Source organism: Paenibacillus doosanensis (assembly GCF_025060755.1).
Taxonomy (GTDB): Bacteria; Bacillota; Bacilli; order Paenibacillales; family NBRC-103111; genus Paenibacillus_S; species Paenibacillus_S doosanensis.
Genome location: NZ_JANYUY010000024.1, coordinates 73,712 through 88,651, shown reverse-complemented (window position 1 = coordinate 88,651; position 14,940 = coordinate 73,712). Strand labels below are relative to the sequence as shown.

Here is a 14,940-nt window from a genome sequence, read left to right as displayed (position 1 = left end):
AGCGATGAAAAAAACGTATCATGCGTTTCTGGCCAAAAATTTGGCGACGTTCCTAATCCCGATGCTCATTCCGATTCTTGTGCTCGGGGCGCTCTCCACATTTTTGATCCAGCAATATATCAAGAAAGAAATCAACAACAATAACATGAACCTGCTCAAGCAGACCAAGCAAAACATCGAGCTCATCTTTAACGAGCTGGATACTTTGAACTTGCACATTGTTGCAAGCGCCATCCAGTTTACGAATTTGCAAAATATGCTTAAAAAGCCTTACCCGGAGCCTGCCGATTACGAGCAGCTGGCCTCGCTGAAAAATTTTATCGATTCCCCTTCCATCGGCAAGCCTTATATCGATTCCATCTATATTTACATTGATAATGAAAACAACCGGTTCATTTCGTCCACCTCCGGCGGTTTGATCGATCTCGGCGATTTTTACGATCAAGGCTGGTATGAACGCTATATCCGTCATTCCCCGTCCGAGCTGATGTGGGCGGAGAACCGCTCCATCGTCAAACCGACGACGGGACGCGCATCCGCCGTAACGAACGTCATTACGATGTTCCGCCGCATCACCTTGTCCGATAACAGCAGCGGCGTCATCGTGCTCAACGTCAAACCGGATTACATCATGCAAACGCTGAGCAGGCTGGACACGCTCAAAGGTCAAACCATTTTCATTCTGGACGCGCAGGACGAATTTATTTTTCGCACGCATAACGACATGCTGCCCGAAAGCGATCTGGCCAGCATCCGGCAGGAAGCGCGCGAATTTTTCCCGATCCGCTCGAACGGGGAGGACTTGATCGTCAATAAGCTGCCCTCGGGGCGATTCCAGTGGACGTTCGTCTCGATCGTGCCCAGCTCGTCGCTGTACGACATTCCGATTCGTCTGAGCGTAACGACGATCATTTTGCTTTTGCTGTCCTTTGTTATCGGAACGACCTTAGCTTATTATTTGAGCCGCAAAAATTACAACGATCTGAAGACGATTATTTCCATACTCGATTCTGCCCAAAACGGACGCCCGCTGCCTCCGCTGCCCCGGCAGGTCAAAGATGTGTTCAGCTTCATTATGCAGAGCATTCTAAATAACTTCATCGAGCAAAATTACTTAAAGGTCCAATTATCCGAGCGAAAATACAAGTCTCAAGCGCTGGAATTCGCCGCTTTGCAGTCGCAGCTGAATCCGCATTTTTTATTCAATACGCTGGAGACGCTGAATTGGAAGGCGACCAAGCTAACCGGTCGGCCTAACGAGCTGAACGCGATTATCGAAGACTTGTCCGATATTTTGCGTTATTCCCTGGAGGGCGGCGCCGGGCAGGTAACGCTGAAAAAAGAGATCGATCATACCCTCCCCTATATCGATATTCAGAAAATAAGATATAAGGATAAATTCGATGTCATCTGGGATTGCGATCCCGAAGCTCTGAAATACCATGTATTGAAGCTGATGTTTCAGCCGCTGATCGAAAATAGCCTATACCATGGAATTAAGGAAAAAGAAGGATCGTGCTGCATTAAAGTGCGCGTTCGCTTCGGGGCAGCTTGCCTTCACATTGCGGTGATCGACAACGGCGTCGGCATTCTGCCGGAACGGCTGACTCTATTAAATACGCAGCTCACAGGAAATCTGGAGCAGATCCAGCACATCGGTTTATTCAATACGCAGAAGCGGCTGAAGCTGACCTACGGAGAGAAATACGGGGTAAAGGTCCGCAGTAAATTCGGTTGGGGAACGGCCATCTATATCGACATCCCGATCGACTGATCCATAACCGCTTCCTAGTTCCGGAAGGATATCGGTCGGGAGCCGTCGTTGGCCATGAAGCCGCCTAGCATCCCCAATACGGCGAATAGGCGAGCGGCTGCGAATCGCCGGAGGAAGGCTGCGGATGCCATCCGAACGCAGGCTTGGGATGAGCGGCATAACGCGGCTGCGTATTCGCGTTCACGTTGGGCTGCGCTGCGTTCGGGACCGCCTGTTTGGCCGTCCTTCCCGCCGGGCCGGGCCCGCAGCCGTTATTCGTTAAACGCAAACGATCGGAGCCGGGAATCGTTTCAGGCGCGGGCGCATCGAAAATTGCGAGCACATGCGCATTACCGGTCAATACCGTCTCGTAATGCCACCAGCCTTGCGGAACACTCGCCACTTGTCCGGGCTGGATCGCAATGTTTAACCATTCTTTGGCGAACGGATTCAACACGGACACGACGGCGGCCCCGGAGATGCAGTAGACCAGTTCGGAAGCGTTCGGATGAGAATGAGGATCGGATGTATGATTCTCACTGAGGAGCATATCGAGAAGAGAGACGTTCTCCAGCTTATTCAATTGATGAATGGATACCGCGTTTATATTGTTGTCACGATTGCTTTCGAACACAGGATGATGGCTCAGGTCATAAGCAAGCTGTGTCCGGGGGGATTTGTCGTCCGCATACGGGGGCATTTCGCTTCGTTCCCTTCCGTTATCCCTGCCGGGGAATATCATTAAGCTATTATCTTTAAGCTATGATATGTGCCTCAAAATCGGGAAGTGCGCGGATGCTGCAAATAATGATGAAGTTATGGCAAACGGGGATTGGAAGGGAGCTCGTTCGACAAATTACAGGCAGCCTCTTCCTTCCGAAGGGCTGCCTGCAATGGGATTATCCTATGCTTTCCTCGTACTTTCGCCCGAATGACGGCTACCGGTACAGCGGACCGAAATTGGCGCAAGCGCGGAAATCGGCTCCTGCCGGCTCCATCGCTCCGAACGCGGTCCAGGCGCTGGGGCGAAATACCCGCTCCTCCGGCACATTATGCATGCAGACCGGAATTCGCAGCATCGAGGCCAGGGTAATGAAATCGCCGCCTACATGACCGTAGCTTACGGCGCCATGATTCGAACCCCAGTTGTTCATGACGGAGTAAACGTCCTTGAAGGCGCCTTCGCCGGTCAAGTTCGGCACGAACCAGGTCGTCGGCCATGTCGGATTGCTGCGCTCGTCCAGCACGCGGTGCACTTCCTCGGGAATGTCCGCCGTATAGCCTTCGGCCAGTTGAAGCACAGGGCCGAGCCCTTTGACGATATTGATGCGGGCCATCGTCACCGGCATGCCGCCGCGCGTCAGGAAGTCGGTGGAGAAGCCGCCGCCGCGGAAGAAATCGACCGCCGGGCACCAGCGGGTCGCCTCCAGACATTGCTTCACCTCCGCCTCCGTAATATCCCAGAACGGCTTCATGGCGGGCTCTCCGCCGATCGTCATCTGCCCTGTCGCATCCAGCGCCGCCGGACCGGAATTAATAAGATGAATGATTCCGTTCTTCGCCCTGCCGGTCAGTTCCACTCCCGTTACCCGCTTGACCGCCTCCGGGCTCCAATACGTGCGGACATCGGCGAAAATTTGCGCCGCATCGGTCAGCAGATGACCGAACAGCATCGCAGCCGCATTGAGCGTATCGTTCTCGGTAGCCACGACGTAAGGCTCGCGGATGCCGTTCCAGTCGAACGACGACGAGAGGATCGCTTCCATAAAATCGCCGTTCGGAAAATGATCCGTCCACGCCCGCTGTCCCTGAAATCCGGCGGCAATGGCATTATGGCCGAGCGCTTCTTCGCCGTAGCCGAGCGCCTCCAGCTTCGGATTGCCGATCATCAGATCTCTGGCGATTAACGTCATCTTCACGACCGTCTCCCAGTCCCGTTCCTTCTGCTCGGCCGTTCTTTGCAAATGCGGCGGATTGACCTCCGCGCCTTCCTTACAATGCCGCTTCGTCCAAGCCAGCGCCCGCTCGAACTCCTCCTTATCGTAAATGTCCCGCTCCATCCGCCGGATAAATTCGGACATGTCGACATACTCGTTGCGCATCCCGAGATAATCCTGGAAAAAGCTTTCGTCGGCGATACAACTGGCGATCCCCATCGAGACGGAGCCCATCGACAAATACGACTTGCCTCTCATCGTCGCAACTGCAAGCCCCGCTTTGGCGAATTGCAGCAGCTTCCGCTGCACGTCTTCCGTGATCGCCGTATCTCCGATATCTTGAACGTCCCGTCCGTAAATGCCGAACGCCGGGATGCCCTTCTGGTTATGGGCCGACAGCGCCGCGGCGAGGTATACCGCACCCGGACGCTCGGTGCCGTTGAAGCCCCAGCCTTCGGCATGAGCGGATCGGTATCGATTGTCTCCGTCGGATAGCACCATGACGGCGTGACCGATATCGTTACGCCGACGCCGGCGCGAGCGAACTTCTCGGCGGTCCGCGCCGCTTCCGCCGCACCGCCGATGCAGGTGTCGGCAATGACGCATTCCACCGGCAGCCCGTTCGAATGGCGCAGGTTCCTCTGCAAGAAATCGGCGCAGACCCGCGCCATATTCATGGTGACCTCTTCGAGCGATTCGCGAATGCCGCCCCGGCGGCCGTCCACGATCGGCCGGATTCCGATGGCCGGCATGCTGCCGTTCAGCTTGTTTACTGGCTGCTCCTGTTTCAAATCTAACATCCTCCTTCTTCCCTCATCCCATTTGATTTATCATTGAACGACGACGTGCACCAAGATTTTCTGCCTTGCCGGAAAGCTCAAGTAATCGTTTACGTAAAACAATTACAAATATTGTATAATGGGGAAAGTCGGAGCATCAACCGCATATTCCCTTTCATTCATAGGGGGATCGAATCAAAAAACGGACAGTCGCCCTGCGAAGAAGACGATTCTCCATGCATTTCCCGCCCGCAAAGTGGTTTTTCCCGTAGTCCGAATACAAAAAAACTCATACCGCTCCATCGCATCGCCGGCTTCGCAAGGAAGTTCGGCCGCTATGAACGGCATGAGCCTGAATAGGGTTGCTATTTCCTATCGTTAACTAAATATACGTGAACCCGCTGCGTACTACTGCTTATCCAGCAGCGATGCTCCGGCAATGCCCGGATGCGTCATCTCATACGGATCTAGAATCAGATCGAGCTCCTCTTCGGTCAGTACATTGTAGAGCAAGCACAGCTCGCGAACCGATTTGCCGGTGAGGGTAGCTTCGCGCGCGATTCTGGCCGCCACTTCGTAGCCCAGATGCGGATTCAGCGCCGTAATGATGCCGATGCTCCGGTCGACATAATCTTTACATTGCTGCTCGTTGGCTTCAATCCCGTCGACGCAATGAACGCGGAACACATGAAACGCTTGATTCATAATGCTCAGCGACTGCAGCAGGTTAAACACAAGTACCGGCTCCATCACGTTCAGCTCCAACTGGCCGGCTTCGGAAGCGAGGCAAATCGTATGGTCGTTGCCGATCACCTGGAACGCCACCTGATTGACGACCTCGCACATAACCGGATTGACTTTGCCCGGCATGATGGAGGAACCCGGCTGACGCGCCGGCAGCCTGATTTCGGCCAATCCGGCCCGCGGTCCGGAAGCCATCAGGCGCAGGTCGTTGGCGACCTTGGACATATTGATCATACACACCTTCAGCGCCGCGGATACTTCCGTATAAGCATCCGTATTTTGCGTGGCGTCGACGAGATCGGCCGCATTGATCAGCGGAAAGCCGGTCCAGCCCGCAAGCAGCTCCACGACCCGCTTAATGTAGCGAGGATCGGCGTTGAGCCCCGTTCCGACTGCAGTCGCTCCCATGTTCACCTCGTACAAATGCTGCCGGGTTTGCTCGATGCGTAGAATATCCCGGTTCAGCACCCTGGCGTAGGCGGCGAACTCTTGTCCGAGCCGAATCGGCACTCCGTCCTGCAGATGAGTGCGGCCCATTTTGATTACGCCGTCAAATTCGGACGCCTTGGCCGTAAAGGAAGCGTGCAGCTCTCGCATCGTGACAAGCAATTTATCGATAGAAGAAAGGACGGCGATATGGATGGCGGTCGGAAAAGAATCATTCGTCGATTGCGCCATATTGACATGAGAGTTCGGGCTGACGGTAAAATAATCTCCCTTCGTTCCGCCAAGCAGCTCGATTGCCCGATTGGCAATAACTTCGTTGGCATTCATATTAATCGATGTGCCTGCGCCGCCCTGAATCGGATCGACAATGAACTGGTCATGCCACTCACCGGCCAATATTTCGTCCGCCGCCCGGACGATCGCTTGTCCGAGACTCGGCTGCAGCCTGGAGATTTCCATATTGGCGGTTGCCGCCGCTTTCTTGACGACCGCCATAGCCCGAATCAATTCTTCATGAATTCGGTAACCGGTAATAGGAAAGTTCTCTACCGCTCGTAACGTTTGAATCCCGTAATAAGCATCCATCGGCACTTCCTTGGAACCCAGAAAATCTTTCTCGACTCTTACCGCTTCACTCATTTTGTCTGCTCCCTCCAAAACCGTCCCATCATTTTATTCCATAGGTCAATTATTTATCGGAATCCGGTTTCATTCTAATCCTTTTTACCGCTTCTTGCAACTCCTTTTGTCCTGTGAGTCCATGCGGATTTTCCCTTGATACTGCTGTGTTTTTGTCTAACACTTCATGTCAGATCTACCTACAAGCATTGTCTTTATTTTTATAGCTTCTAAAGTCTTTGCCAGCGCTTCATGGAAACTGTTACCTTAATTCGATACATGAAACGGCCATCGAAAAAATGCCTCGCCTCTGGTTTATAATTGCCATAAATGAGATAATTCACTACCGAGTTTTTTTCAAAATAGAGCGGCCGCGCGTATTCGCCGATCAGAGCGCCGTTCGACAGCGCCTTATCGCTGTAAATATTTTAATTCGTTAAGAACCACTCCCCCAAAAGTGACGTGATGCTCTGAAGCTTATTCCGTCCGCATCCAGCCTAAGCTGGATCGGCGTCTAACCATTCCTCTGGGATCGTTCTATGGGTAGACTTTACTTTCGGGGGAGAGCCCGGATTTCCACAGGATATGGCTGCGCATCATTTCCTAAACAACCAAAAAACCTCCATCAAGGATGGAGGCAAGCTGCAAAACAGGATTCGTTTATCACGTTAATCTTCAAACCGGATCCAAATGCCGGTCTTGTCGTCGGATACTTTGAAGCGGGGATAACGCTGGCAGTCCTTATCCTCCAGCTCCAGCTTGATCAGCCAGTCGGCATATCCGGCCAAAGTCTGGTCGGCAATTCGCAGGGCCAGCTCCCGGATCGCGTCCTGCGAAGCGCTCTCCCTTGCACCGCCCCGCTCCGCGGGCAGGAACAGTCCGTCCGTCACGAGCAGCAAGCCGTGCAGTTGAATGCGGTTGATCCGGCCGTACTCGATCCAATCCTCCAGCTCCGGTTCTCCGCTGAGGACCGAATAGCCTTCCGATGTATTCATCTTCGCTTTATTTTGCAAAATTGTCGGCTTGACGAGCTCCCACAGCTCGGATCTCGATGTGATGCCCCGGCGAATGCCGTCCTCCCAAATCCGCTTCGACTGCTGATCGATATGGGCGACTTGGTCGCGTGATACGGTGCGGACAGAACCGTCTCTATAGATCGCGGCGATCATGCAGTCTCCGACTTGCGCGTAATCGATCCAGCCCTCCCGAATCCGAATGATCGCAAGGGCGCTCGTCCATAACGCTTGCTTATCGGCGACGTCGATCCCCGACTCGGCCATCTTCTTGCGCAGCAGCCGGTTCGCTTCAACGACGGGAGGCTTCAGGCTGTCGCCGGACAGGTCGCTCTCGCCGAGCGATTCCAGATAGTCCGCGATCAGGCGCGAAGCCAGGCGCCCGCCGGTTTCGTTATTCGGCCCGCGGTACGGATGAAGCGATGTAGCGCCATCCAGCACGCCGTACAGCTGCAGCCGCTCGTTAACGACCAAAGCATCCTCGTTCCATTCCGCCGTTCCTTGCAATGAGATCGTCTCTATATTCATCAATCGGTTCCTCCTCCTGTATATCCGCTTTCATCGACGGATCGTCCGTCTCTCTATGTCATTGATCATCTTCGCTTTTGTCACCGGGTTGTTAACGGCGCGCCGGCTTCCCGTAAACGCTACCGATGCTGCGCTCTAGCGGCAAATCCGCTTGGAGCTCCAGCTGCTCCAGCATATCCTGCGCAGCCGTCCACACGCCATAATCGGAAACGTCCGGCGGCTTGACGGCAAACGAAGGCACCGATTCCAAAATTAATTTCTGCCGCCGGCTTGCGGTTCCTTCCTCCGCCAGCTTGCTTGCGACATCGAATCGGGCCGGGATCAGTCCGTCGCTGCGCCATAGAGCGGTCTGCGAGGCTTCCTGGAGCATGAAAGCGACGAAGCTTGCCGCCGCCTTCGCCTTGGCCGGGGCGGATTGAAGCATCATCAGCGCGCTTGCCCCCGGTACAATCCCCTGCTGTGCCAGCTCCGGCAGCCGCACCGCATCGAAGGCGAACTTGCCGCCGATATATTTCTCGATCGTCGGCAGTTTATCGGAAGAGCCGATGAACAGGCCCGCCTTGCCGTTAATGAAATCGCTGGCGGCCCGCTGATGCTCCAGAGGCTCCATAAGTCGGGCTTCATGAACCCAGCTTCTCCAAACCGAAAGCGCCGTCAGCTTACGCTCGTGCCCCTCGCCCCCCCGATCAGCTGGCGTAAAGGACAAATTTTCCAAATACCAGGGAAGCTCCTTATCCATCGCCATCCCCCAGAGCCTCTGGCTGCCGCTCTCCCTTACATCCGGATTCGGCCGCGCAGCCGCCGCCTCCGCTTCGCTCCACTGCGCCAGCTTGCTCGCCCGGCCTCCGGGCAGCAGCTCCTCGCGGTAATAGAGCAGCGGCAAGCTTCCGCCGATCGGAACGGCCCAGTGCTCATCGTGATAGCGGTACCTCTCGACAAAGGCGGGAATAAGCTGCGGCCATTCGGGCAGCGCCGTCTTGTCGACAGGCACGACCGCTTTCGTATCGACGAGTTGGGCCAAGCCGTAGAAGCTCTGCAGCTCCGCAAGCTGCGGAGCGTCATTGGCCGAGATCGACGCCAACAGCTCCGTATACAGCTGCTCGCTGGAGCGGAAATAGCGCACATCGACGTCGATGCCGGGATGCTCCTTCTGGAACTCGCTCACATGCGCTTCCCAGCCTTGGCTGTACACCCACATCGACAGCGCCGTGGCGTGAATCGCTTCGCCTTTGGCCCCGTTCGTTTTGCCGCCGTTCATCATATAGTACGTAGCCGCCGCCGCCAGCAAGGTCAACGCGGCGATAATCCAAAATCGTCTTCCGTTCGGTCTCATGAATCCCTCCGGCGCTACCGCCCCTTCATCACTGGGCGGAATAGTATGCAGCTCCATTGTAGCATGCCGGGGCGATAACAGGGATAACCCCGTTTCATCCTTATTCTTGCGAATGCCCCACGCTCGACCGAACCCGATCCTGCCTATTCGTCCGCTGACCGCCGAGCTCCCGTCGGAAGCGAGTCCTTGGACGGCGGAAGCTTATACTTGCAAGCCTTTTTTGCTCAGCTTGTTGGCGATAATGAGCGAAATCAGCGTCGTAACCGACAGAATCGAGGCCAGCGCTGCGCCTGTACCGTAGTTCGAGGTGAACACTTCGCTGTAGATCGTCACCGAGATCGTCGCCGTCGCACCGTAATAGAGCACGATCGTCGAGCTCAGCTCGTTGATCGTCGTCACCCAGCTCAAGATCGCGCCGGACGCGACGCCCGGAGCCATCAGACGGCCGGTCGTCTTGAAGAACGTCTTCATCGGCGGCACGCCGAGACTGATCGACGCCTCCTCTACGCTGCGGTCCAGCTGATGGAGAATCGCCGTGCTGGAACGGATCGTATACGGCAGCTTGCGGACGACGTAAGCGACCACGAGAATGACCCAGGTTCCCGTCAAGACGACGGGAGGCTTGTTGAAGGCGATGATCATACTGATCCCGAGCACCGTTCCCGGCATGACATAAGGGATCATGATCAAGCCGTCGAGCGCCGCCGTAAGCTTCGATTTGCGGCGTACGAGCACATAAGCGACCAGCATTCCCATCACAACCATAATGACGATGGAGATAAACGAGAAGCTGTACGTATTCATAATCGCCTTCGGCACGCGGAACAAAATTTCCTTATAACTGTTCAAGCTAAATCCCGGATGGAAGACCGGCCCCTTCGTCTTGATGAACGAGGTGACGATCACCGTCGCCTGCGGAATCATCGATACGCAAGCGACGAGCAGCGCGCAGCCGGTCAAAAGCCACTGCATGGCCGGACGCAGCGATTGCACCTTCGGCGTGCGCAAGCCGGTCATCGTATAATTTTTGCGGGAAACGAAATACCGCTGCAGGAACAAAATGCTCGTCGAGCAGACGATCAGAATGACCGACAGCGTGCTCGCCATCGCCGGGTTGCCGCCCATCTCGCTGATAAACTGCTCGTAGGCGAGAATCGGCAGCACCTTGAAGCCTTGACCGAGCAGCATCGGCGTGCCGAAATCGGCGAACGAGGCCATGAACACCATGAGCGCCCCGGCGGACAGCGTTGGGAATATAAGCGGCAGCGTTACGGTGCGCAGCCGGGCGAAGCCGGAGCGGCCCAAGCTTTCGGCCGCTTCTTCAAGCGATGTGTCGATCGTCTTCAGCGCCCCTGAGACGTACAAATAAATATGCGGGTAAAATTGCAGCGTAAATACGAACACGATCCCCTTCCAACCGTACACGGACGTGAAAGGAATGCCGATCTCATGGAAAAACCGCGTCAGAAAGCCGTTGTTGCCGAGCATCAAAATCCACGAATACGCGCCGATAAACGGCGGGGACAGCAAAGACATGATGACCAGAATTTGAATGAGTCCTTTGCATTTCACGTTATACCGCGTCGTAACATAAGCGAGCGGCACGCCGATCAGCACGGCGAACACCGTCGTCAGCGCGGACACCTTCAAGCTGTTCCACAGCGCGCTGTAGAAATATTTCAGCTTCACGAAGTTGGCGTAATTTTCGAGAGAAAACAGCCCTTCGTCGTTGAAAAAGCTGTTGAGCAGCAAGGAAAACAGCGGATAGACGATGAAGGCGAACAAAAACAAGTATACCGCCGCAGTAACCCACGACCAGAAATCCCAGCGCCTAAGCTCAAACCAGCGGCTCCCCTTCCCTTTAGTAGGTTGCACGGTAGACTACCTCCTTGCCTTCTCCGTCGAATATCGTCGCCTTCTCCAGCTGCAGATTGACGTAGACGGCTTGCTTGACCTTGCGCAAATGATGCGGCTCCACCGCGTGCTCCTGCACGTCGATCACCGGGCCGCCCTGAAGCCGCACCAGATAGCTGACTTTCTCGCCGAGAAACGTGACCGACTCGATCACGCCTTCCACGAGCTTGCCGGGCCGCGGTGCGGATTCCAGCCGGATTCGCTCGGGACGCAGGGACAGCACCGCCTTGCCTTCATGCGGCTTCACCAGCGGCAGCTCGAAGGAAGCTCCGAGCACCCGCACCGATGCGTTCTTGTCTTTATCGTTATAGCCCGCCGCTTCGCCATCGATGAAATTCGACGTGCCGATGAAGTTCGCCACGAACCGGTTAGCCGGATAGGCATAGATGTCTTCGGGAGACGCGATCTGCTGAATGCGGCCCTCGCTCATAACGGCGATCCGGTCGGAGACGGCCAGCGCCTCTTCCTGGTCGTGCGTCACATAGATCGTCGTAATGTTCAGCTCCTTCTGCAGCATGCGGATGTCCGAACGCATCTTGATCCGCAGCTTCGCGTCGAGGTTCGAGAGCGGTTCGTCCATGAGCAGGAGGCCGGGACGAATGACGATCGCTCTGGCGAGCGCGATCCGCTGCTGCTGGCCGCCGCTCATATCCGATGGAACGCGGTCGCGCAAATGCTGCAGCTGCACCATCTCCAGCGCTTCCATCACCCGCTGTTCCGTCTCTTTCTTGCTTATGCCGCGTGCTTTAAGCCCGTAAGCAACATTGTCGAATACCGTCATATGCGGAAATACCGCGTAGTTCTGGAACACCATACCGATATTGCGCTGATGCGTCGGCACATCGTTGATTTTGCGGTCGCCGAAGTAGATATCTCCTTCCTCCTGACGGTAGAAGCCGGCGATCGTGCGCAGCAGCGTCGTCTTGCCGCAGCCGCTCGGGCCGAGCAGAGTGAAAAACTCCCCTTCTTGGATCGTCAAATGGGCATCGTTAACCGCCTTGGCGGAACCGAAATATTTGGTCACGTGATCGAATACGATTTTTTGCATAAATGGAAAACCTCCTTGTTTGAACAACACATCCGTCTGAACTGCGGAAAGGAGAAGCCGTCCCGCGCCCGCCATGGGAGAAACGGTCGGCCGATCCGTGCCGTTGCATAAAGAAAGGTGCCTTCACCGTGTTAGAGCAGGTTCATGAAACGGCTGAACATGCGCATTGGTTAAGGCACCACCCCAACTTCCGATTATTCTTGACCGGTTACAATTTTACCGAAACGTTTGATATTTTCGTCCTTCTTGCTTGCCGCCCAATCGAAGTCATAGTCGACCAGCTTGATGTCCTTCGCCTGCGCGATCCCTTGCACGACCTCCGCATCCTTGCGGACGGAGCGGCGTTTGAATTCTTTCTGAATGAGCGATTGCACGTCTTTGCTTACGAGGAAGTCGATAAACTGCTTCGCCTGATCCATGTTTTTGGCGCCCTTGATGATAGCGCAGCCGTCCGGTACCGCGGAGGTGCCTTCGGACGGATAGATGATGCCGACCTTCGCCCCGCCTTCCACATATCTAAGCGCCGCTTCCTCCAGCGTTACGCCGAGCGCAAACTCCTTGTCGGCTACGCCTTTGTAGACGAGACCCGAACCGGAGAGCACCTTGCCGTCGAGGTTCTGCACGAATTTCTTCACGAATCCCCAGCCGTTGTCCTTGCCGTTGGCCGTCAGCATCGTAATCAGCTGCGTATAGGACGAGCCCGATTTGGCCGGATCGGCGAAAGCGATTTTACCCTTCCATTTCGGATCGAGCAGGTCGTTCCAGCCCTTCGGCTCCTCCCCTTCTTTCACCAGTTCTTTGTTGTACATAATGATCATCGGCAGCGCCGCGAATGGCGTCCATACGTTGTTTTTGTCTACATATTCCGGAGCCAGATTGTCGTATTCCTTGGTCTTGTACGGTTCAAAATATTTCTTGTACGCCTCCAGCGAATCCGCTCCGCCGGCCCAGAACACGTCGCCCAGCGGGTTGGCCGCTTCGGCCTGCACGCGCTTGAGCAAATCGCCCGTGCCTCCGGAAATCAGCTGCACCTCGATGCCTGTGCGATCCTGGAATTCCTTGATGATCGGATTGTTCACTTCCGCCGCATTCGGCGAATAGAGCGTCAGCTTGCCGCCCGATTTCGGCGCCGACTGCTGCGCCGCCGGCTGCTGACCGCCTTCCGCAGGCTTCGCGCTCGGCGTTTCCTTCGCTCCGCAGCCTACCAGCGATGTGACCAGCAGCAGGGAAGCAAGAACCGTTGTAACCGCTTTTCTCATTGTAATAACCCCTCCATATGCGTTATGAATAACCGCTTTTATAGCTTTAACTATACTGTCGAAGATAAGCGCTTTCAATGCGATGAAATTTCGTATGTGTTGAAATTTTTGCCCTGAATCGCCAAAGAGAGGAGAACCTGTACAGGCTCTCCCCTCCCGCGACCCATATATCCATATATTGGAAAATATATTGTCATCCTTACAGCCTCGATCTGCGTATGACCTGGTTGATCACCTCGGAGAATACGAGCCCGATGGCGATCGAGCCGGAGATCATAAACGCTTTGGCCGCGAGCTGGACGGCGACGTCATACTGATTTTCCACGACATTGCGCATCGCGTCATAGGCCAGCCCTCCCGGAACGAGCGGAATGATCCCCGATACGCTGAAGATGATGATCGGGGTCTTGTACACCTTAGCCAGAAACTGGCTGAGCACCGTGACGAAAAACGCCGCGATCAGGCTCGAGACGATCGGATTGTCCCAAGCTTTCATGCAGGATATATACAGCAGCCAGCCCAGCATGCCGACAAACCCGCATTGCGGCAAATTTTTCTTAGGCACATTAAATAAAACGCCGAAAGCGGCTGATGAAATAAAGCTCGTAACGAGCTGCTCGATAACCATAGGAAACGCGTTCCTCCCCTCCGGCCGCCGGTTTAACCTGCCGCATAAAATGAAAGCACGAAGCCGATGCCCGAGCCGATCGCGAAGGCCGTCAGGAAAGCTTCCGCACCCTTGGACAAGCCCGATACGAGATGGCCTGCCATTAAGTCCCTTACGGCGTTCGTAATCAGCAGCCCCGGAACGAGCGGCATGACCGAGCCGATAATGATTTTATCCAAATCGCGGCCAAAGCCGGTATGCACCAGCAGGAACGAGAGCGAGCCGAGCAGCAGCGCTGCGGCGAATTCGGCGAAAAACTTGATGACGACCCAGCGCTGGACAAGCAAATACGCCCAAAATCCCAGCCCGCCGGTCACCATCGCCGGTATAAAATCCGCCCTCGTTCCTTGAAACATAATGAGGAAGCAGCCGCTCGCCAACGCCGCTGCGGCAATTTGCAGCCACAGGGGGTAGGCTAAGTTCGCCCGGTCGATTTCCTTAAGCGCCTGGTAAGCTTCCGCCGTTGTCATCGCTCCGGAGCTGATTTTTCTTGATATATCGTTCACTAACGCCACTTTGCGCAGATCGGTGCTGCGCTCCATAATGCGGATAAGCTGCGTGGCCGGCTCCGTCCCGTCGATGGAGAAAAAAATCCCCGTAGGCGTCACGTAGCTATGCGAATTTTCAATTCCAAACGAAGCGGCAATCCGGATCATCGTATCTTCCACGCGATAGGTTTCGCCGCCGCTTTGCAGCATGATTTTCCCGGCGAGCAGGCAAACCTTGGCTATATCCGCTTCGGACTTCAGTGTATGTTCCATCGTTATTTTCTCCCTTACGGCAGCAATGCACATCTATTGTACCGTAACTGCGCGGGAAAAGAAAAAAACTCGCCGCGAAACCGCGGCACAATGAAGAACAAATCCCCCAAAAGCCATCCATGCCGCCGACGCGGCACCA

The 14,940-nt window shown here is 55.2% G+C and carries 10 protein-coding genes and 1 pseudogene; 1 reads left to right on the top strand and 10 read right to left on the bottom strand.

The features are described from left to right. Positions 1 to 4: 4 nt before the first annotated feature. Positions 5 to 1,774 (top strand): sensor histidine kinase, encoded by a 1,770-nt coding sequence (locus N0M98_RS18125; protein ID WP_259618746.1) that lies wholly within the window; start codon positions 5 to 7, stop codon positions 1,772 to 1,774. 64 nt (positions 1,775 to 1,838) lie between these two features. Here N0M98_RS18125 and N0M98_RS18120 read toward each other — a convergent pair whose 3' ends face one another. The 10 genes and pseudogenes from N0M98_RS18120 to N0M98_RS18075 form a co-directional block, all read right to left on the bottom strand. Then, positions 1,839 to 2,387, bottom strand: coding sequence for a cupin domain-containing protein (locus N0M98_RS18120; RefSeq protein WP_259618745.1), 549 nt, complete (start codon positions 2,385 to 2,387; stop codon positions 1,839 to 1,841). Between the two features lie 304 nt (positions 2,388 to 2,691). Next, a pseudogene (locus N0M98_RS18115) lies at positions 2,692 to 4,490 on the bottom strand (L-fucose isomerase). Between the two features lie 387 nt (positions 4,491 to 4,877). Next, positions 4,878 to 6,299: an aspartate ammonia-lyase gene (gene aspA / locus N0M98_RS18110; protein ID WP_259618744.1), complete on the bottom strand. Its 1,422-nt coding sequence runs from the start codon at positions 6,297 to 6,299 to the stop codon at positions 4,878 to 4,880. Between the two features lie 647 nt (positions 6,300 to 6,946). Continuing rightward, entirely contained in the window at positions 6,947 to 7,819 is an 873-nt protein-coding gene (locus N0M98_RS18105) for a protein phosphatase 2C domain-containing protein (protein ID WP_249866403.1), read from the bottom strand. A 91-nt stretch (positions 7,820 to 7,910) separates the two neighbouring features. Continuing rightward, positions 7,911 to 9,152, bottom strand: a complete 1,242-nt coding sequence (locus N0M98_RS18100; protein WP_249860812.1) for an extracellular solute-binding protein — start codon at positions 9,150 to 9,152, stop codon at positions 7,911 to 7,913. A gap of 201 nt (positions 9,153 to 9,353) precedes the next feature. Then, on the bottom strand, positions 9,354 to 11,027 hold the full coding sequence (locus N0M98_RS18095; protein WP_249860811.1) for an ABC transporter permease: 1,674 nt from the start codon (positions 11,025 to 11,027) through the stop codon (positions 9,354 to 9,356). Then, entirely contained in the window at positions 11,014 to 12,114 is a 1,101-nt protein-coding gene (locus N0M98_RS18090) for an ABC transporter ATP-binding protein (protein WP_249860810.1), read from the bottom strand. Before N0M98_RS18090 ends, N0M98_RS18095 begins: the two co-directional genes overlap by 14 nt. Positions 12,115 to 12,308: 194 nt before the next feature. Next, positions 12,309 to 13,373, bottom strand: a complete 1,065-nt coding sequence (locus tag N0M98_RS18085) for an ABC transporter substrate-binding protein (protein WP_249860809.1) — start codon at positions 13,371 to 13,373, stop codon at positions 12,309 to 12,311. Positions 13,374 to 13,572: 199 nt separating this feature from the next. Next, entirely contained in the window at positions 13,573 to 14,001 is a 429-nt protein-coding gene (locus N0M98_RS18080) for a threonine/serine exporter family protein (RefSeq protein ID WP_249860808.1), read from the bottom strand. 32 nt (positions 14,002 to 14,033) lie between these two features. Beyond that, the gene (locus N0M98_RS18075) at positions 14,034 to 14,801 is read right to left on the bottom strand and encodes a threonine/serine exporter family protein (RefSeq protein ID WP_249860807.1); all 768 of its coding nucleotides are present in this window, start codon (positions 14,799 to 14,801) and stop codon (positions 14,034 to 14,036) included. Positions 14,802 to 14,940 lie beyond the last annotated feature (139 nt).